The sequence below is a fragment of the Exiguobacterium sp. s193 genome, assembly GCF_018618755.1.
Lineage (GTDB): Bacteria > Bacillota > Bacilli > Exiguobacteriales > Exiguobacteriaceae > Exiguobacterium_A.
Window position 1 is genome coordinate 20881 of sequence record NZ_JACSMR010000001.1, and the last position, 20051, is coordinate 40931.

Sequence of the window (20051 nt, forward strand, 5' to 3'; positions counted from 1 at the left end):
ACAGCAAAAAGGCAGTACGACGGACGCCGTACTGCCTGCGTGCGCCACATCCCTACGTCCGTCTGAACGGAACAGGTTCGAAGGGTTAAAGTCTACTCACTTCTCTCAGCCGCTTGACGCGACACCCCTTGCGGTCAAAATTTAATTGTCTTGGCTCTATTATACGTGAGCAGCGTTTCGAATACTAGTGATGGCTTCCGCATAGTCTGGTGCATTGTAGATCGCAGAACCTGCGACAAGGACGTTCGCGCCATTGTCGATACACAGTTTTGCTGTTTCCGCATTGACACCACCATCGATTTCAATTTCGAACGTCAAACCGCGTTCGGCCTTCATCGTCGCCAATTGCTTCAGTTTCGTCATGACACTTGGCAGGAAGGCTTGTCCGCCAAACCCTGGATTGACCGTCATCAACAAGACCATGTCGACCTCTTCTAGGACATGTTCAATCGTCGACAGCGACGTGTGTGGATTCAGGACGACGCCGGCTTTTGCTCCAGCCCCTTTAATTTGTTGCAAGACACGATGGACGTGGTTCGTTGCTTCGACATGGAAGGTAACGATATCCGCTCCTGCCGCTACAAATGCTTCGACGAAGTTTTCCGGGCGATCAATCATCAAGTGAACGTCAAGGACCATGTCCGTCTTTTGACGCAGGCTGCTGAGAACAGGCAATCCAAATGAAATGTTCGGGACAAACTGACCGTCCATGACATCGAAGTGGATATAATCTGCTCCTGCCGTCTCAACGGCTTTGACGTCTCGTTCTAAGTTGGCAAAATCTGCTGATAAGATAGATGGGGCGATTTTAATCATTTCAATACCTCCGCGCTCGATTCTTGATTTCCTCTACAAACATACCATAATTCGTATACCGGGACGACATGATTTCGTCTGCCTCGATCGATTTTTTGACGGCACAGCCCGGCTCATTCAAGTGCAGGCAACCACGATACTTACACGTATCTTGTTGCGCAACGAACTCCGGAAAACACCAACGTAATTCTTCAAGCTCCATTTCATGTGGAAAATCAAGGTTCGAAAACCCTGGCGTATCGGCAATCAACCCGTCCGCAAGCGGAATTAACGTCACGTGACGCGTCGTATGCCGTCCACGCCCAAGTGATTTCGAGATATGACTCGTCTCAAGATCAAGCGATGGGTCGAGCGCATTCAATAAAGAACTTTTTCCGACTCCGGATTGACCCGCAAGCACACTTGTTTTTTGTTTGAGTAGTGGCCGGACGTGCTCGACCCCTTCAAGCGTCTCGCTCGACGTTTCGATGACTTGATAGCCGATCTGCCGGTAACCGGCAATCGCCGACCGGACTTCTTCTTCAGCGGAGCCATTCAATAAATCCATCTTCGTCAAGATGATGATCGGTTGAATCTCTTTTGCTTCGATTAAGACTAAAAACCGATCGAGCAAATGGGCTGAAAAATCCGGTTCCGCCGCTGAGACGACAAGTAAGGCTTGATCGATGTTCGCGACCGGTGGACGGACTAAGAAATTTTGCCGATCTTTTACTTCTAGGATGTATCCTGTCTCGCTCTCGATATGCAACACTACTTCATCCCCGACAACAGGGCTGATCCCTCGTTTTCGGAAATTCCCCCGCGCACGCGAGCGCACCTCACCTTGCGTCGTCATGACATCATAAAATCCGCCTTGTAAACGAATGATTGTTCCATCCCGATTTTCTTCGATTCGATTTTCCGCCATCCTATGCCCTCCTTGAGCTTACTTCTGACCGTCTTACTTATTGTTTTGCTTTCGCCTGTTCATACGTAATCGTCTTCGCACGATAGACTTCATCGTCCTTGTAAATCGTGATTTTACCTTCTTCGCCCGGATCAATCGTCAACGGGACATCAAACGTTTCGTCACGATCAATCGATTCTTCGATGACCGTCCGTTTCCCTTTCGCGTCTTCGGTCTCGATTCGGATGACTTGTTGCGGCGGTTCTTCCTCTCCTTCACTCACAGCATCATAAGCGACTTTTTCAGGGAAAGTGGCGGTTACCGTTTTTTCCTCTTCCCCTTTCGAAATGAAGACCGTCACGGCATCGTTCGGTTCGACTTTTACTCCTGCCTGTGGGAATTGACGAATGACTTGATCGAGCCCGATTTCACTTGAAAATTCTTGTTCGAATGTCCCGTCAAGTCCTGTCTCATCCAGATACGCCTTTGCTTCCGCACTCGACATGTTCGTCAAATCCTTCAATTCAAACGCCGACGAGCCTTCTGAGACCGTGATCGTGATGGTCTGTTCTTTCGCGATCACTTCCGTTCCGGCTGAAATCGATTGCCGGATGACGTTGCCCCGTTTAATCTCTTCTGATTCTTCTTTTTCGACATCTACTTTTGAGAAACCAGCATCTTTTAAAATCGTTGTCGCTTTTTTCTCCGTCTCATCTGTGACGTCCGGTACTTCGACCGGATCACTGCCAGTCGAGACGACGAGATTGACCGTCGATCCTTTTTTGACGGTTACTTCTGCCCGCGGCGCTTGACTGATGACAACCCCCTCGTCAATCGTATCGCTTGAGCGTTCCGTCGATTCAACGACGAAGCCGAGTTTCTCAAGTTGTTTTTCAGCATCATCAGCATCTTCTTTTGCGACGTCCGGTACAACAACCGTTGGATCTGGCCACATCGCAAACGTCGTTGCGGCACCTCCGAGCAGCAGAAGGAATACGAGAACCATCCACCATCGTTTTTTCTTTTTTTGTTTCGGAACGACCGTTGCGACTTTGACCGTTTCTTCATCACGTGACGTCTCCGGTGGAAGCGAGACCGGGCTCAAGACCATCGTTTGTTCCATCACATTTTCCCCACGAATGCCTTCATCTGCTCGTTCTGCAGATAAGGCCGTCACCATGTCTTCCCGGAATTCAGCAACGGATTGTTGGCGATCGTGTGGGGCCTTCGCAAGTGCCTGCATGATACAGTTTTCTAATGCTTGCGGGACGGCAGGATTTAAAACGGATGGACGCCGGGCCGTATCTTGCAAGTGTTTTAATGCAACGGCAACGGGGGAATCCCCTTCGAACGGGACGTGTCCTGTCACGAGTTCATAGAGGACCGCACCGAGCGAATAGATATCCGATTTTTCATCGGCAAATTTTCCTTTTGCCTGTTCAGGCGAAAAGTAATGCACGGAACCAAGGACGGACATCGTATGTGTCAATGTCGCGTTCGACATGGCGACGGCAATCCCGAAGTCTGTCACCTTGACCGTTCCGTCTTCCCGGACGAGCATGTTTTGCGGTTTAATATCGCGGTGGATGATCCGGTGTGCATGGGCGTGATCAATCGCATCACAAATTTGGCTGATGATTTCAACCGCTTTATTGATCGCGAGCGGTCGACCCTCACAATACGTCTTCAGCGTCATCCCGTCGATGAACTCCATCACGATATAATAAATTGAATCCTCTTCGCCGACATCATAGACGGCAACGATGTTCGGATGGTTCAAACTTGTCGCGGCATGTGCTTCGCGCTCAAAGCGTCGGATGAATTGTTCATCATGCGAAAATTCAGTCCGTAAAATTTTAATCGCGACATGCCGGTTTAAGATTTCATCATAAGCTTGATAGACATTCGCCATCCCGCCGTTTCCAACTAGCCGTTCTATGCGGTAGCGGTCATTTAATCGATCTCCGTATCGCATATTCAGACCCTCTTTCTTTCTTTAAAACGGATTGCAGCCACTGTGATGTTGTCTGCTCCCCCTCGCTCATTCGCTTCGGAGACAAGTCGTTCGACAATCTGTTCAAGCGGTGCATCTTCTTGCAACAACTGCTGTATCACTTCATCCGGAACTTCATCCGTCAATCCGTCACTACAGACAAGGACGATTTCATAATCGGGTGCATCTCGGACCTGAACGTCGACGTCGACTACTTCATTCGAACCAATCGAGCGTGTGATGACATTTCGGCGCGGATGATTCTCGACTTCTTCTTCCGACAATTCACCTAATTGTTTGAGCATATTGACATAAGAATGGTCATCTGTCAGTTGCCTTAACTGCCCCTCTTCAATCGCGTAGACGCGGCTGTCCCCGACGTGACCAATGACGAGGAGCTCGTCCGACCAGCAGACACACGCCATCGTCGTTCCGACGACGGCCAGGTTTTCTGTTTTAGAATACTGTAAGATTTGAGAATTGGCTTCCTGCACCTGTTGTTCAATCCATGAAGACAGTTCGCCTGGTCGACTTGGCATATCTACGTAAGCATCGGCAAATACTTGATAAACAATCGCACTCGCCTTCTCACCTGCCGCGTGACCACCCATTCCGTCAGCGACGACGGCAAGCCCTTGTTTTTCATCACCGACGAGTAACACCGTGTCCTCATTTTTCAATCGCACTTTCCCCGTCGTCGTCAGATAAGCTAACTCCATGACCGTCCTCCTCTTCTGTCTCACCCGCTACTGCATCGTCTAACAATCTGTAACGTTCATCTCACCCTTGCTTTTTAAAGGCGGCAATATAAAACCCGTCTGTCCCAAGCGTCGTCGGAAGCAACTTCAGTTCTGCCCGTTCTGAAATCAACGGCTGTACCATTTCCGGCATCCGCTCTTTGAATGACTCGTCAAAAACAAATCCTTGGTTTAAGATAAATGCCGTTTGCTGTTCATTTTCAACGGGATCAATCGTACACGTCGAATAGACGAATGTCCCTCCACGCTTGACGAGCGGAAGAACGGCCTCGATGATTTGCCGCTGGATGACAGGTAACTGTGTCAATTGTTCAGGTTGTTTCGTCCATTTGATATCGGGTTTCCGGCGGATGACACCGAGCCCGGAACACGGGGCGTCAACAAGAATCCGGTCGAACGATTCTGGGTCGAACCGGTCGCCGACTTTGCGGGCGTCAAGGGCTTCCGCCTCCACCGTATCGAGCTCAAGCCGTTCTGCTTGTTTCTTCAGCAATTTAATTTTATGTGTGTGTAAATCAAGTGCCTTCAACGAACCTGTCGTCAACCCTTCCGCAATATGCATCGCTTTCCCACCAGGTGCTGCACAACTGTCAAGCACACTGTCGGTCGGATTTGCTCCGACGGCCCGCGCTACGAGCATCGAACTTTCATCTTGAAGCGACAGATACCCACGGTCGAGCAAATCCGTTTGTTGGACACTGCCGCTAATGATTTCAAGTCCGTCCGGGGCGACGACGGCTGGCTTGGCGACAACACCTTGGGCTTCGAGCAATTCGATTGCTTCTGCGATAGTTGCTTTATTTTGATTGACACGGACCGTGACCGGTGCCGGTTCGTTATTGATTTGACAAATCTTTAACGTCTCGTCTTCTCCGAACAGTTCAATCCAGCGTTCAACCAGCCACTCGGGGTGACTCGTTTCAACGCTGATTCGTTTGCTCGTTGAAGCAATCGATGAAAAATTCGGTTTCCCTTGCCGCAAGACGTTCCGCAAGACTCCGTTGACCACTTTTGCGATATGCGGTTTCCCGCGTGTTTTCGCAATCTCGACTGCTTCATGAATGACAGCATGATCCGGAATTCGGTCTAAATAAAATAACTGATAGACACTCATCCGAAGTAACGGACGCATGAACGGGTCGAGTTTTTTTTGCGACGCGAGCAAGGGATCGAGAATATAGTCAAGTGTCAGTTCGCGACTGAGCGTTCCATAGACGAGTTCTGTATATAATCCGACGTCAGCTTTTGAAATCGCCCGTTTTTCAAGCATTTGGTGGACGGAGATCGTCGAAAAAGCACCACCTTGCCCAATCTTTAATAACGTCGTGACTGCTGCATCGCGTACATTCATACGTCTTCGCCTACTTTCTGTCCGATTTCGAGCGTCTGACCAATCCCGCACATGAAGGTCGCACCATCCATCCGTTTTTTTCCGGCCGGTTGGAGATCAACGAGTTTCAAGGCGACGTTCGAGCCTGTCGCAATGATCGGTCCATCACTCTCAAGGGCAATGATTTCGCCAGGCGTTCCTGTTCCTTCACATTTTTCAGCGAAGTAGACTTTAAGACGATCTTTGCCTAGTAGCGTATACGCACTCGGGAAAGGATTCATCCCTCGGATATGGTTGTAGAGTTCTTCCCCGGGGCGAGAGAAGTCAAGCCGTTCCCGTTCCCGACTGATGTTCGGAGAAAATGTCACGTCTTCTTCCCGTTGTGCTTCCGGTGTCAGTGTTCCGGCAAATAACTGCGGAAGCGTTTCAATCAATAACCGTGCTCCAGCGTCACTCAATTTTTCGAACATCGTGCCGACCGTATCCCGTTCTTCAATCGGGACAATAATTTTTGACAACATATCTCCCGCGTCCAGGCGGTCGACCATATACATGATCGTCACACCGGTCTCCGTCTCCCCATCAATGATGGCTTGGTGAATCGGCGCCCCACCGCGGTACTTCGGTAACAACGAGGCATGAACATTGATTGCCCCATATTTCGGTGCCTCAAGCACGGCAGTCGGGACGATTTGTCCGTAAGCTGCCGTGATGATGATGTCTGGGTTCAAATCGAGCAAGTCTTGGTAATCCTCGCGAATCTTCGTTGGTTGCAACACCGGAATCTCATGCGCAAGTGCAACTTCTTTAACAGGTGTCGGTTTGACTTCGCGTTTTCGTCCGACGGGTTTATCCGGCTGTGAAACGACACCGACGACATTGTATCCTGCGTCAATGACTTCACGGAGCGTGCTCGCCGCAAATTCAGGTGTACCCATGAACACGACACGCGGTGCCGCCTCCTGCTCAACGAGTTTATCCGTGAATAACACGCCATCGAGATGATCCATTTCATGCTGAATCGCACGCGCGAAAAAACCGCTCGCTTTGATTTTGACACTACGTCCAAGGCGATCTTGTGTTTTGACGACGATGTGTTCAAACCGGTCGACCGGACCGAAGACACCCGGCATACTGAGACAGCCTTCGTCATCGATTTGTGATCCACTTGATTCGATAATCTCTGGATTGATCAACTCAATCGGACCTGTCTCGTCATCCGTATGGACAACGGCGACACGAATCGGCTGATTGATTTGTGGTGCCGCGAGTCCGACGCCATCATATTCGTACATCGTATCGAACATCCGGTCGATCATCTTGCCTAATTTTTTATCGAACTTCGTGACACGTTGACACGTCTGACGCAATACGTCATTTGGAACTTCCACTACTTTATACATACTGCCACCTCACATAAATACGAATGGATTTAAATCCACTGTTACTTGGATCTTTTGTTTGATGCGTAATGCGAGCATCGCGCGGAGTGCCTCCCGCACCTCTTCTTGCCCTTTGTGTTTAATGATGATTTGCTGCCGATACATGTTTTTCAGTCGGGCGAGCGGCGCATCGAGCGGACCATTGACGACAAGGTCGTCCGACTCAAGGTGTCGTAACTCTGCTGCAATCGCCTCGGCTTCTGCTTGTGCTTCAAGCGGATGGACCGCTGAAACCGTGATGAGTCCTAAAAACCAGAACGGGGGATGCCCACCTAGTTTACGTAATTGCATCTCGCGGTTATAAAATGTCTCATAATCATGTTGTTTTGCGGTTTGAATGACATAATGGTCCGGATTGTATGTCTGAATAATCGATTGACCAGCTAGTTCGCCCCGTCCGGCTCGGCCCGAAACTTGCGTAATCAACTGGAACGTCCGTTCACTCGCCCGAAAATCAGGAATTCCGAGCGTCGCGTCTGCCGCAATGACACCGACGAGCGTAACATTCGGAAAATCAAGCCCTTTCGCAATCATCTGTGTCCCAAGCAAAATATTTCCTTCACGTCGCTCAAAGGCATTGAGTAATTTTTCATGTGCCCCTTTGCGTGATGTCGTATCTTGATCCATCCGAATGATTTTTGCTTCCGGAATCAAATGTGCCAGTTCCTCTTCAATCTTTTGTGTTCCCGTCCCGAACTGTCGAATTTTCTTCGACGAACAAGACGGACATTCTTTTGGCATCGCTGCCTCGAACCCGCAGTAATGGCACTTGAGACGATCGGCTTGTTGATGATACGTCAAGTTGACGGCACAGTGTGGACACTGCAACGTTTCTCCACAGTCACGACACAAGACGAACGTCGTATAGCCACGCCGGTTGAGCAGCAGGACCGTTTGCTCGCCCCGCTCAATCCGTTGTTTGATTCCTTCAATCAACGGCAAGCTAAAAGGTGTCCGGTTTCCACGTTCGAGTTCTTTGCGCATGTCGATGATATCGACTGGAGGTAGCTCACCACCAAATCGTTCTTTGAGCGGTAAATACTGATAGACCCCTTTTTGGGACCGGGCATATGTTTCAAGGATCGGTGTCGCACTTCCGAGGACGACCGGACAATGATGGAACGCAGCCCGCCACGTGGCGACATCTCGCGTATGGTACCTTGGATTTTCTTCTTGTTTATACGTTGTTTCATGTTCTTCATCTAAGATGATGATGCCGACATTCGTCAGCGGTGCAAACACAGCGGAGCGTGCGCCGACGACGACATCGACTTCCCCTTGGGCGATCTTACGCCATTCATCGTACTTCTCTCCGAGCGACAATCCGCTATGCAAGACGGCGACCCGTTCACCGAACCGGCGCTTGAATCGTTTGACCATCATCGGTGTCAGACTAATTTCAGGGACAAGCAAAATCGCCTGTCGCCCCCGTTCAAGCATCGCGTGAATCGACTCGAGGTAGACTTCCGTTTTCCCACTGCCGGTCACACCATGCAGTAAAAATGTCGCCGTTTCGTCTGGCGCCGTAATCGCATCGACCGCCACCTGTTGATCGTCTGTCAACAAGGCAGGGGTGAAGATATCTTGCGTCAAGTGTTCATAAGGATTGCGGTTGATATCCACCGTTTCAACACTGAGGACACCTTTACGTTCTAACGTATGGACGATGCTGAGCGTCAAATCAAGCTCATGCATGACGTGACTCCACATCGTCTCTTTTTGTTCGATTAAATAGTCCCGCAACAACACTTGTTTCGTTGCTTGACTCGACAACGGAATCGACGGATCGAGCAGTCGAATCCGTTTGTCCGTTTTCGTCGTCTTTTTTTCTTTGACGATTGGTCGGAGTTCAATCTCACCTTGGCGTGCAGCCAAAAGAATTTCCTGTTGGACTTCACTCGGGAACTGACTGATTTTTTTGCGGTTCCAGTGAGAAAACTGAGGACTTTCCGCCAAAACCAGTTTATCATAACTGACCTTTAAGGCAGCAGGTAACATCGCGAGTAACGCCGTTGCCTGATAACAAAGCGTCGTCTCGGATAGATAGGACGAGAGCTGTAAAAGTTCCTCAGTGTAGGTTGGGACTTCATCTAAGACGCGGACGATTGGTTTGATCCGTGTTAAATCGCTTTCCGGCTTCGTCCCAACGACGATCCCGAGTAATGCCCGTGGTCCAAACGGGACTTCGACCCGCATGCCGGGGACGACTAATTTCCGCCAAAGTTCCGGTACTTCATAATCGAACGGCCGGTCAACGGTCGCAGCGGCTACATCGACGATGACTTCAGCAATCATCGTAACGCCTCGGCGAATTGTTCAAGCAAAGCTTTTGCTAAGTCTGTTTTCAGTTGTTGGTCATATTTTCTGACGGGACGATTCTTCCCAAATACGGTGACCTGATTTTCGTCGCTTGAGAATCCGATTTCCGGACGGGACACATCATTCGCGACAATAAAATCAGCATGCTTTCGCTCCAGCTTTTTCAGGGCATGTGCTTCGACCTGTTCCGTCTCCGCCGCGAACCCGACAAGCACTTGATGCGTTTTCTGCTCACCTAACGTCCGTAAGATGTCCGTCGTCTCTTCGAGTTCAATTCGTAACGGCCCATCGATTTTTTTCTGTTTTTTCGTATACTGAATCGTCGGACGATAATCGGCGACCGCTGCCGCCATGATGACGAGGTCTTGTGCCGCATACCGCGTAAGCATTTCCTTGAGCATCTCGTCTCCGGACTCAACCGCGACCGTCGTCATCCCGCTCGGCAGTTCGCCTTTGATCGGCCCATGGACGAGCGTCACCGTGGCACCAAAATCACGGGCTGCTTCTGCTAGCGCAACACCCATTTTTCCGGACGAATCATTTGTTAAATAGCGGACCGGATCAATTCGTTCAATCGTCGGACCGGCACTGACTAATACATGGCGCCCAGCGAGCATTTTCGTTTCAAAAAAACCTCGGATGGTCTCGACTAAGTCTTCCGGTTCCGGAAGCCGTCCTTTTCCGACCCAGCCACAAGCTAAGTTACCGACTCCTGGTGCAATCACCTGGACGCCGTCAGCCATCAATTGATCAAGATTTCGGACCGTTGCCGGATGTTCCAGCATATTGACGTTCATCGCCGGTGCGACGACAACGGGACACTTCGCAGCAAGAATCGTCGTCGTGATAAAATCGTCCGCAATGCCTGTCGCGAGTTTCGCAATTAAATTTGCTGTTGCCGGCGCGACGACGATTAAATCTGCCTCGTCCGCCAAATCGATGTGGGCGATTTTTGAAGCATCGTGTTCGATGAAGACATCATCATAAACAGGCTTACGTGTCAACGCCTCAAACGTCGTCTTCCCAACGAATTGTTGGGCATTTTTCGTCATTGCGACCTGGACGCTTGCCCCTGCCTGAACAAGTTTCGAGGCGAGTGCTGCTGCTTTATAGGAGGCAATTCCACCTCCGACGCAGAGTAAGATTTTACGATTCGTTAGCATATTGAACTCCTCCTTATTGAAAAAAACAGCCACAATGAGGAGTGGCTGCTTCAAAATTAGTCTTGCGGTTGGTTCGTGACCAATACCTCTCCGAAGTAGAGCTCTTCAAGGGCTTTCCCGACTGGCTTATGTGATTTCGGATTTGCGACCTTCACGCGTTTTCCGTCTTGGATTTGACGCGCCCGTTTAGCAGCAACCGTCACGATTGTGTATTTAGAAGGAACTTTCTTTTGTAACTTATCTACTGATGGATATAACATGTTATTTAACCTCCATGGCTTTTTTATAAAGGGACGCAACGCGTTCCCGACTACAATGTTCCGCAGTAACGATAGCTTGAATCCGATCACATGCTTTGTGAATCTCATCATTCGTTACGACATAATCATAAGCATCCATCATTTCAATCTCTTCTTTTGCAACGAGGAGACGTTGTTTGATGACTTCTTCCGATTCAGTTCCCCGTCCGATGAGACGATTGCGTAATTCTTGAAGACTTGGAGGCGCTAAGAACAAGAAGACTGCTTCAGGGAAGTGCTCCTTGACTTGCATCGCACCTTGTACTTCGATTTCTAAGATGACATCTTTGCCTTCATCTAAGATTTTGTTCACCCAATCGACTGGTGTACCGTAATAGTTTCCGACAAATTCTGCATGTTCAAGCAATTGGTTGTTTACAATCATATGCTCAAACTCTTCCCGTGTCTTGAAGAAATAATGGACGCCATCAATTTCTCCTTCACGCGGTTTCCGTGTCGTACACGACACCGAATAATGCAAATTATTGTCCTCATCTTCACGTAAGGCACGACAAACCGTCCCTTTCCCGACACCACTCGGACCTGATAATACGAGTAATAAGCCACGCTCTTTGAAAATCACTTCAGAACCCCTCCATCTAACAAACTTCACATTGTTTCATATTAGCAGTATAGATAGGAAGTTCGCAAGTAATCTTTTTCTAGCTCGACTGCTTTATCATACCATAACGAAGCGGTTTCTGTTACCTTTAGAAAGTGGAAACGAAATCAGGAAAGAAGGTAATAGCATGGCTTTTGATGGATTGATGACGACACGCGTCGTCAACGAACTACAGATGCTCGTCGGAGGACGAATCAACAAGATTCATCAACCGTACGCACTCGATTTAATTTTCAGCGTCCGGGCCGATCGTAAAAACGTCACGCTACTCGCTTCTGCGAATGCAATGTATGCACGCTTGCACTTGACGAGCGAGTCGACGAGTAACCCGAGTGAACCTCCGATGTTTTGTATGATGCTCCGAAAGCATTTAGAAGGTGGTTTCATCGAGTCGATTGAACAATTAGGACGCGACCGCGTCATCTTGATGCGCGTTCGGTCTCGTAATGAGCTCGGTGACGAAGAAGCAAAAAAATTGTATATCGAACTGATGGGGCGTCACTCGAATATTTTATTGACGGATGGTCAGGATAAAATTCTTGACGCCATCAAACACCTCCCGCTCAGTCAAAATACATTCCGGACGATCATGCCGGGACTTCAATATCAACTCCCACCGCAACAAGATAAAGTCGATCCGTTGACTGGAGATATTGAAACAGCCTTACACCGGATTGATTGGAACGCCGGAAAAATCGATCGTCAATTACTCGGTCTATTCAGTGGCCTCTCACCACAAATCGCCGAAGAAGTCGTCATGCGTGCCGGACTAGCCAATCGCACTTCTCTCGCGGAAGCACTAAAGTCTGTCTTGAGCGAACTAGAAGGACCTTACTATTTCCAACGGCTCGCGAGTGGCAAGGAACGGTTTTCGCCCGTCGCTTTACAGCACGGCGATATCGTCGATGAAAAAACATTCACGACGAGTGGTGACGTACTCGATGCCTTTTTCCATCAAAAATCAAACCGTGACCGTGTCAAACAACAGGCCGCAGATTTAGAACGTTTCATCAAGAGTGAGTACGAGAAGAACCTCTTAAAACGGACGAAACTCGAACGTGACCTTGCGGCGACTGAGAAGATGGATGAACTGAAGCATAAAGGTGAGCTCTTGACGACCTACTTGTATCAACTACAACGCGGGATGAAAGAAGCGACCGTCGTCGATTATTATGACGAGGAAGGGAAAGAACTCACGATCGCACTCGATCCCCGTTTCTCACCGAACGAAAATGCACAGCGTTACTATAAACGCTACAACAAACTAAAAACAGCGAAAGTCGAAGTCGCAAAACAATTGACGAAAAACCAACTCGAAATCGATTACTTCGAGTCGTTACTTGCCCAACTCGAGGTGGCGTCCCCCGATGACATCCGCGAAATGCGAGAAGAACTCGTCGAAGAAGGTTACTTACGCGAACGGAGTAAAAAGAAAAAGAAACCACTCGTCCCAAAACTTGAAGCGTATCAGTCTTCGACCGGCATCGACTTTTATGTCGGTAAGAACAACAAACAAAATGATTATGCGACGTTCAAATTCGGACGACGTTCGGAAACCTGGTTGCATACGAAAGACATACCCGGTTCGCACGTCATCATTCGGAGTGATGAACCAGATGAAACGACATTAAAAGAAGCCGCGATCGTCGCTGCCTACTTCTCGAAAGCACGCGAATCGAGTCAAGTGCCTGTCGATTTCACGGAACTTCGATATGTCAAGAAGCCGAGTGGTGCTAAACCCGGTTTCGTCATCTATACGGATCAAACGACGTTATACGTCACACCAGATGCAAGTGTCGTACAAGCGCTTCGCTTAAAATGACAAACCGTGGTCGGTGCAAACTCGTCAAGCGCACACTGATAATTATTTTAGTACGTGTTGGAACGGTAGCGTCACACAAAAAAGATGGAACGTCACATTAAAGTGATGTTCCATCTGAAGACTGAAGACAAAGTGCAGTTTTTCTCTTAACGAGAAAGATTGTGCTTTTTTGTTCACTTCGAATCGTTTTCCTGGGACAAGCATCGCGCCGCCTCACTCCGTTGCAGGGTCGCTCCTGCTTGTTTTTCCTTAGGAACCGATTTCGAGTGAACAAAACGATTCTCAACACTTTCTTTCAAGTATAAAAGCGCACAATCGAGGACAACGTCTACTTCATCTTTTCGAGCTGTTCACGGTAATCAAGGAGATGCCCGTTGATGATGTCCTTCGCTTCATTCACTTCTTCATCAAATGAGAACATCGATTGTTTCCGTTCATGTGAATAGATCACATCATAGTGATGGCTCAGTAAAAAATCAATTTCCTGCCCGAGGATTTTTTCCTGTTCCGCGGTAACCGGAATATCCCGGTGGCTGGCGATACTTTCAAGGAGTAACAAAAGTTTATCTTCCAAGTCAACAAGCTGCTTCAGTTCGATGAACGGCTCACTTTGTCCACTTGTCACGAGCGGATACTTTTGATCTTCTTGGAGCATCAACATCATCTCTTCGTGTTTGAGCACTTGCTTACGGACTGCGAGCAGTTTGCCGTCGTCCTTGACGAGACTCCGCCAGTCCTCCATTAATTGTTGCGTCGTTTTTTTGACGAGTAGCATCAACCGGTTTTCGTAATGTGGCGGGAAGACGATATAGTTGACGGCGACCGCCGATAAAACACCAACGACCGTCAATAAGGACCGCGTCAACGCATAATGGACATAGTCGGCAGTCGGGCTTTCAAACATCAAGACGATGGCAAAGGCAGCAAACGTCGACATGTCCGTCCGACCAATCATTGAATTGAAGACGAGCGACACGATGACGGCTAATCCGATCGTCAAGGGGTTTGCCCCTAACGTCGCAACAACTACGAGACCACAGACAAGTCCTAAAATCGTTCCGAACACCCGATTAAAAAAGATTTTAAACGAACGGTGAATCGTCGGTTGCATCGCAACGATCGCTGCGACTGCTCCCATTCCGGAATAAATGTCAAAGACGTACCAAGAGAAGCTGAGCGCAATTGCGACGGCGATACCTGTTTTAATGGTACGGAGACCGATTCGAAATTGGATGTTCACTCGAGCGTCACCTGCCCGACTTCACTTTCGACCGTCACTTCCGGCTTTTCTTGTTTGGATAGCTCATAAATCGTTGCACTGTCGTCTTTTAATTTTGTATAACGTTTTGCGGCGTTCACATCGCCTTCCGTTTCGACCGTAATCGTCCCAGCTGTTTTCGCTGGATTCAAGCGAATCACTCCATCAATCGTCGTGATACTTAAATCTAGTTTTACGCCATACCGATCAAGTTTGACGGTTTCTCCTGTCACATCGGCATGAACCGTGTTTAAATCCTCGATGTCGACTTTCCCGCTGCCTGTCAGCGTCACATCATCGGCGTTCATTTGATTGAGGCGAATCGTCTCCGCATCGAGTTTGATGACTTTTGCAAAAACACCCATCCCTGTGAGCGAACCTGCTTTGACATCGATTCGGTTCATGTAACTTGGTAAACCGACTTGAATCTTATAGTCTCCATTTCGTGTACTCGGACGATTCCCGAGACGGGCCATCCATCCGTCGCGCCCCGTGACGGTGATGGTATTGCCGGATGTTCCGACTTTTAAGCGCTTTTTACTTGAAGCGCTATCGACAAGTTTTAATTGGACATTCCCGTCCGTACTTCTGACGAAATGGATTGACGCATTCGGTGCTTCAATTTGTAGTGTTTTGTATCGATTCGTCGTCTTAAAGGTCTCGCCACGCGATAACGATTCCGTCGTGACGAACAGTGTGACCGTATAAAGAAGAATAAGGGCGAGTCCAACCGAAGCATACACAATCCATGGACGTTGAATCGGTTTGCGTTGTCCGATCCGTTCAAAAGAATCTTTCTGCTTCTGTCTTTTTGCTTTTAGCCGTGTAAACGTCGACTGTTTTCGTTTTCGTTCTGACCTACTCGTTGTATCGTCCATCCGTCTACCTCCATCCAGTTCTCTTCCATTATTCCGAATTTATGATTGTCCTGTCAACATGCCCTCTTTATCATACGAAAAACAGGACCCTCCTGCCATCGGGCGGAAGAATGAACGGCGGCTAAAAAGCAGGTCGCAAAAAGAGACGAGGCTGACTCAAAGGTGGGAACGATTATCGATTAAACTGAATGAGGACTTTTCCATACGTGTCCCAGGCACACACTAACCATCATGAAAAAGAAGAATTTACATAGAAATGGCCGATGATTCCGTGAAAAGTGGGATCATCAGCCATTCCAGCGTGTAGACGAACTCTTATGAAGCGTGAACATGCGCTATCGAGAAGCAATCCGTTCGCGCTCCCCTGTCTCAAAGCGGCAATCGGTCGCGCCCTAAACCGTCTGCATGACTGGATTTCCCTCACGGTATTATCTAAAAAGCGTCGCGTTTCGTTGACTCCTACGGGGAAAAGTGCGTTTTTAACGCACTTTCAGAGGCAGGCAAGACCCTGCTTCTTGTCCGTTAGGATCAAGGAGCAACGGCTTGCGCCTCGCCCGAGGAAAGCAACGAAAAAAGACGCTTGATCTCCCGATGGCACGTTGTCTACAGTCTGAAATAGGTAAGACCCGGCAGACCGCATGAAATATGGGGTGCCGCGGCTTACCTTCCGCCCATGGAAAGCGAGGATAGCGGAAACGTCCGTCATAGGGATGGATGTTCGTCCGACTTATGAGTCAGCCCCGTCTCTTTAAAACGAGTAGGCCATCTTACAGTTCAAGCGACTCATCGATCGCTAAGGCATGACCAGTCTGTCCTTGCGCTTCAAGTTGCTCACAAAATGCCTTTGCATCTTGTTTGATTAAGTCGAACGTATCGTAATGAATCGGTAAAACAGCGTTCGCCTGCAACATATCGGCAGCGATTAACGCATCTTCCGGTCCCATCGTGAAATTGTCGCCGATTGGTAAAAAGGCAAGATCAATGTCATGATGTGCGCCATACAGTGCTAAATCACCGAATAACGCCGTATCTCCTGCATGGTACAGTATCTTATCTTCAATCGTCAGCAGGAATCCTGCCGGCATTCCCATGTACATGATTGTTTGCTTCTCTTCATCAATGATGCTTGACGAATGGAAGGCTTGCGTCATTTTTACTTTTCCGAACGGAAACTCGAATTGCCCCCCGATGTTCATCGGGTGAACATTCAGCCCTTGAAAACTTAAATATGTTGCTAATTCGTGTGTCGCGACAATCGTCGCTCCGGTCGCTTTCGCAATCGTCTCCGCGTCCGCCATGTGATCGGCGTGCGCGTGCGTCAAGAGGATGAAGTCTGCTTTGACGTCTTCTGGTCTTGTCATTGCTTTGTCGTTCCCACTAAAGAACGGGTCAATCACGATGTGACGTCCGTTCGTTTCGATCGTTACCGTCGACTGTCCATGATATGTCACTTTCACTTTAAATGACCTCCCCTAACAAATAATCGTAACGAATTATAGTTTCCCCTCTCCCCAGGCACATAAACCTTTCATTGCCGGTTGAAGCGTAAATGCAGCGTCCGTCAACCGGTACTCGACATGGAGGACCGCTTCATCGAATTCAATCCGTTCGACCATGCCGAGACGTTCGAGTTCCTTCAATTGATCCGTCAACACTTTACGGGAAATACCAGGAATCGACCGATGTAATTCTAGAAAACGTTTCGGACCGTCCTCTAACGTGCAATATAACTGTGGGCGCCATTTTCCACCGATGATTTCAAGCGCCCGATTGACCGGGAATTGTTCTGTCGTCATTGCTTCTTTCTCTCCTTCAGGTAGTTACTTCAAAGTGCGTACTATGCAATCGAGTGTATCGTAAGTTACCGTTAGCGTAAATCAAAAAGCAAAGGAGATAACTAACATGACTTACCCACGTAATTTTTCACACATTGGACTTTCGGTTCCGGATTTAGAGGCAGCCATTACATTTTATTCGGAGGTCATGGGATGGTACGTCATCATGGAACCATCGGATGTCGTTGAAGATGATTCCCCGATCGGTGTGATGTGTACAGACGTATTCGGAGCAGGATGGGGAAAATTCCGCATCGCGCATATGGCGACGGGCGATCGGGTCGGGATTGAACTCTTTGAATTCCCGAACAATGAGCAACCGGAAAATAACTTCGAATTTTGGAAGACAGGTATTTTTCATTATGCGATTCAAGACCCGGACATCGAAGGGATGGTCGAAAAAATCGTCGCCCATGGCGGCAAACAACGGATGCCGATCCGTGAATACTACCCGGGTGAAAAACCGTACCGGATGGTGTACTGTGAAGACCCGTTCGGTAATCTCGTCGAACTCTATTCGCACTCATATGAATTAACATACTCGGAAGGAGCCTATTAACTATGAAAGCATGGCTTAATCAAGAAGGAACAGGTATTGAAGATTGGCAGTATCGTGACGTCGAAGTTCCCCAAATAGACTCGCATGAAGCATTGATTCGTGTTAAAGCCGTAGGACTGAACCCTGTCGACTACAAAGCGACGAACAATCCCGCCTGGACGTTTCCGCATATTCCAGGTGTCGATTTAGCTGGAATCGTCGAACAGGTCGGTTCAGATGCCGGTGATTTGTCGGTCGGAGACCGCGTCGCGATTCATACGAACCTTCAAAAAAATGGCGCGTTCGCGGAATACGTTGCGGTCGACGCCCGTGCGCTCGCTCTCATTCCGGACGCCATCAGTTTTACCGATGCCGCAGCCATTCTCTGCGCTGGGATGACGGCTTATGAAGCGATCCATCAAAAGATGAATACGACAGATAAACAGACGATTCTCATCCATGCCGGTGCCGGTGGTGTTGGCGGATTCGGTATCCAGCTTGCGAAACGGCTTGGCTTACGTGTCGCGACGACCGCGTCGACGGAAAATCATGACTGGGTGAAACAATTAGGTGCCGACTTAGCCATCGATTACAAACAGGAGAACGTCACCGATCTGATCCGTGACTGGACGGATGGACGTGGCGTCGATTTAATCTTGAATACGGTCGGACGTGCTGAAGCGACGGACGATTTAGGACGGCTCGCCTTTTCCGGTCAACTCGCTTATATCGCCGGCGGTCCCGATTTGTCGATCGTCAAACCGTTTACGTTATCACCGTCAATCCATGAAGTCGCGCTTGCTGCTGCTTACGCGAGTCAAAATGACCGCGCGATCCGTAATCTTGGTCAGATGGCGGCAGCATTACTCGAGCTCGTCCAACAGAACGCACTCGATCCACTCGTCACCGATGTCATCCCAGCCGATCAACTCGTTGAAGGGCTAAAACGGTTGGCAAAACGACACGTCCGCGGTAAAATCATCGCGACGTTTTAAGCAGACAACACCCGAAATTAAAACGCCGTCGCTTCCATTTTTCAGATGGAAGTATCGGCGTTTTTATATGTATCTTGATTTGATGCAGAGCTGTAACAGTTCAACAACAGTACGTATCCCGTGTTGAAAAATTCATCCGCTTTGCACGCACCAAACTGGAAAAAAAGCTTACGTTTCGTTGTCAAAGACAAACAGACCGACGTTTGCCTACCGGTACTTGTCCGTTTTCGTGATTTGTAACGAACGTCCGACGAGTTGAAAACCGATTGCTTGGTAGATTTTATTGGATGTCGGGTTCGACCAATCCGTATAGAGTGTGATCATCGGATAGCCTTGCTTTAATAAGTAGATGCATACACGGGCCACGAGATCAGAAGCAAGACCTTGCCCTCTAAGTTCCGGCGGTGTGTAGACGTAAGAAACGGTCACTCCTGACGCCGTCGGCCGACTAGCGGATGCCATCGCGATCAGACGGTCAGCGTTGAACAGACCAAATAACGTCTGGTTTGAACGATGACGACGAATCGTCTGTTCATTTTGAAGACGATTCCGCTCCGTCACGGCTAATGCTCCGGTCTCACAAATGAAGTCCCAGCCGAATGAGACGGCTTGGTCGACGACCTGTTCGTCGACAAGACGAAAAACGTAGTTGAGTCGCGGCGGCGGTGTCACGTGATTTAAGGCATACATGCCTTGATCCATCTTCACACGATACTTGGAATGTGGGGCAAGAAGCGGCTTGACGAGGGCATGTTCTCCGACATATCCCTTACAGTCAAGAATCCGGGCCAGTTTCCGCATGCTTTGGTCAGAAAACGCATCACCTGCTAAAATTGCCTGTTCTTCAATCGTTTGTAAGATGATAATTTTTCGGTCGTCTTCTTCAGCGACTGCCATCAAAAGTGGCGTATCCCCCCGTTCCAAGATACCGAGCGACAATTGGTGGACCTCACTGCGCTGTTCAAGGAACGGAACGGCCATGCGTTTAAAACTCTCATAATCCCGATAATGCGTTACCATCTGAAGCGACCTCCTTTGTTCTACATACTAGTGTAACAAAAAAAGTTTCCACCCCACATGACAAGTCAAAAAACATT

At 48.8% G+C, this 20051-nt stretch carries 18 protein-coding genes and 1 riboswitch; of the genes, 3 read left to right on the forward strand and 15 right to left on the reverse strand.

Annotation, left to right across the window (positions count from 1 at the left end):
* Positions 1 to 32: 32 nt before the first annotated feature.
* Positions 33 to 139, reverse strand: a riboswitch (TPP riboswitch).
* A gap of 20 nt (positions 140 to 159) precedes the next feature.
* From rpe to gmk, 10 genes are all read right to left on the reverse strand, one after another.
* Positions 160 to 816, reverse strand: a complete 657-nt coding sequence (gene rpe, locus KNQ04_RS00110) for a ribulose-phosphate 3-epimerase (RefSeq protein WP_214846510.1) — start codon at positions 814 to 816, stop codon at positions 160 to 162.
* Position 817: 1 nt separating this feature from the next.
* Positions 818 to 1723: a ribosome small subunit-dependent GTPase A gene (gene rsgA / locus KNQ04_RS00115; RefSeq protein WP_214846512.1), complete on the reverse strand. Its 906-nt coding sequence runs from the start codon at positions 1721 to 1723 to the stop codon at positions 818 to 820.
* Between the two features lie 37 nt (positions 1724 to 1760).
* Positions 1761 to 3677 (reverse strand): Stk1 family PASTA domain-containing Ser/Thr kinase, encoded by a 1917-nt coding sequence (pknB, locus tag KNQ04_RS00120; protein WP_214846514.1) that lies wholly within the window; start codon positions 3675 to 3677, stop codon positions 1761 to 1763.
* 2 nt (positions 3678 to 3679) lie between these two features.
* Positions 3680 to 4414, reverse strand: coding sequence for a Stp1/IreP family PP2C-type Ser/Thr phosphatase (locus KNQ04_RS00125; protein WP_214846516.1), 735 nt, complete (start codon positions 4412 to 4414; stop codon positions 3680 to 3682).
* A 61-nt stretch (positions 4415 to 4475) separates the two neighbouring features.
* On the reverse strand, positions 4476 to 5804 hold the full coding sequence (gene rsmB / locus KNQ04_RS00130; protein WP_214846517.1) for a 16S rRNA (cytosine(967)-C(5))-methyltransferase RsmB: 1329 nt from the start codon (positions 5802 to 5804) through the stop codon (positions 4476 to 4478).
* Complete coding sequence (gene fmt / locus KNQ04_RS00135) at positions 5801 to 7186, reverse strand: methionyl-tRNA formyltransferase (RefSeq protein ID WP_214846519.1); 1386 nt, start codon at positions 7184 to 7186, stop codon at positions 5801 to 5803. The genes rsmB and fmt overlap by 4 nt, the downstream gene beginning before the upstream one ends.
* Before the next feature lie 9 nt (positions 7187 to 7195).
* Complete coding sequence (gene priA, locus KNQ04_RS00140; protein WP_214846520.1) at positions 7196 to 9520, reverse strand: primosomal protein N'; 2325 nt, start codon at positions 9518 to 9520, stop codon at positions 7196 to 7198.
* Positions 9517 to 10707: a bifunctional phosphopantothenoylcysteine decarboxylase/phosphopantothenate--cysteine ligase CoaBC gene (coaBC, locus tag KNQ04_RS00145; RefSeq protein ID WP_214846521.1), complete on the reverse strand. Its 1191-nt coding sequence runs from the start codon at positions 10705 to 10707 to the stop codon at positions 9517 to 9519. Before coaBC ends, priA begins: the two co-directional genes overlap by 4 nt.
* Before the next feature lie 56 nt (positions 10708 to 10763).
* Complete coding sequence (gene rpoZ / locus KNQ04_RS00150; protein ID WP_029330878.1) at positions 10764 to 10967, reverse strand: DNA-directed RNA polymerase subunit omega; 204 nt, start codon at positions 10965 to 10967, stop codon at positions 10764 to 10766.
* Position 10968: 1 nt separating this feature from the next.
* Positions 10969 to 11586 carry a guanylate kinase gene (gmk, locus tag KNQ04_RS00155; protein WP_214847362.1) on the reverse strand — a complete coding sequence of 206 codons (618 nt, stop codon included), beginning with the start codon at positions 11584 to 11586 and terminating at the stop codon, positions 10969 to 10971.
* Between the two features lie 169 nt (positions 11587 to 11755).
* Between gmk and KNQ04_RS00160 the strand changes: the two genes are divergently transcribed.
* Complete coding sequence (locus KNQ04_RS00160; RefSeq protein ID WP_214846522.1) at positions 11756 to 13450, forward strand: Rqc2 family fibronectin-binding protein; 1695 nt, start codon at positions 11756 to 11758, stop codon at positions 13448 to 13450.
* A 328-nt stretch (positions 13451 to 13778) separates the two neighbouring features.
* On the opposite strand, the gene KNQ04_RS00165 is transcribed toward KNQ04_RS00160, so the two are convergent.
* From KNQ04_RS00165 to KNQ04_RS00180, 4 genes are all read right to left on the reverse strand, one after another.
* On the reverse strand, positions 13779 to 14690 hold the full coding sequence (locus KNQ04_RS00165; protein ID WP_214846523.1) for an FUSC family protein: 912 nt from the start codon (positions 14688 to 14690) through the stop codon (positions 13779 to 13781).
* Complete coding sequence (locus KNQ04_RS00170; RefSeq protein ID WP_214846524.1) at positions 14687 to 15586, reverse strand: DUF4097 family beta strand repeat-containing protein; 900 nt, start codon at positions 15584 to 15586, stop codon at positions 14687 to 14689. Before KNQ04_RS00170 ends, KNQ04_RS00165 begins: the two co-directional genes overlap by 4 nt.
* 767 nt (positions 15587 to 16353) lie before the next feature.
* Positions 16354 to 17043: a metal-dependent hydrolase gene (locus KNQ04_RS00175; RefSeq protein WP_214846526.1), complete on the reverse strand. Its 690-nt coding sequence runs from the start codon at positions 17041 to 17043 to the stop codon at positions 16354 to 16356.
* A 36-nt stretch (positions 17044 to 17079) separates the two neighbouring features.
* Complete coding sequence (locus KNQ04_RS00180; RefSeq protein ID WP_214846528.1) at positions 17080 to 17382, reverse strand: winged helix-turn-helix transcriptional regulator; 303 nt, start codon at positions 17380 to 17382, stop codon at positions 17080 to 17082.
* Positions 17383 to 17488: 106 nt separating this feature from the next.
* Between KNQ04_RS00180 and KNQ04_RS00185 the strand changes: the two genes are divergently transcribed.
* Complete coding sequence (locus KNQ04_RS00185) at positions 17489 to 17980, forward strand: lactoylglutathione lyase family protein (RefSeq protein ID WP_214846530.1); 492 nt, start codon at positions 17489 to 17491, stop codon at positions 17978 to 17980.
* Between the two features lie 2 nt (positions 17981 to 17982).
* On the forward strand, positions 17983 to 18954 hold the full coding sequence (locus tag KNQ04_RS00190) for a zinc-binding dehydrogenase (RefSeq protein ID WP_214846532.1): 972 nt from the start codon (positions 17983 to 17985) through the stop codon (positions 18952 to 18954).
* A 207-nt stretch (positions 18955 to 19161) separates the two neighbouring features.
* Here the strand turns inward: KNQ04_RS00190 and KNQ04_RS00195 are convergent, their stop codons facing one another.
* Positions 19162 to 19974 (reverse strand): GNAT family N-acetyltransferase, encoded by an 813-nt coding sequence (locus KNQ04_RS00195; RefSeq protein ID WP_214846534.1) that lies wholly within the window; start codon positions 19972 to 19974, stop codon positions 19162 to 19164.
* Positions 19975 to 20051 lie beyond the last annotated feature (77 nt).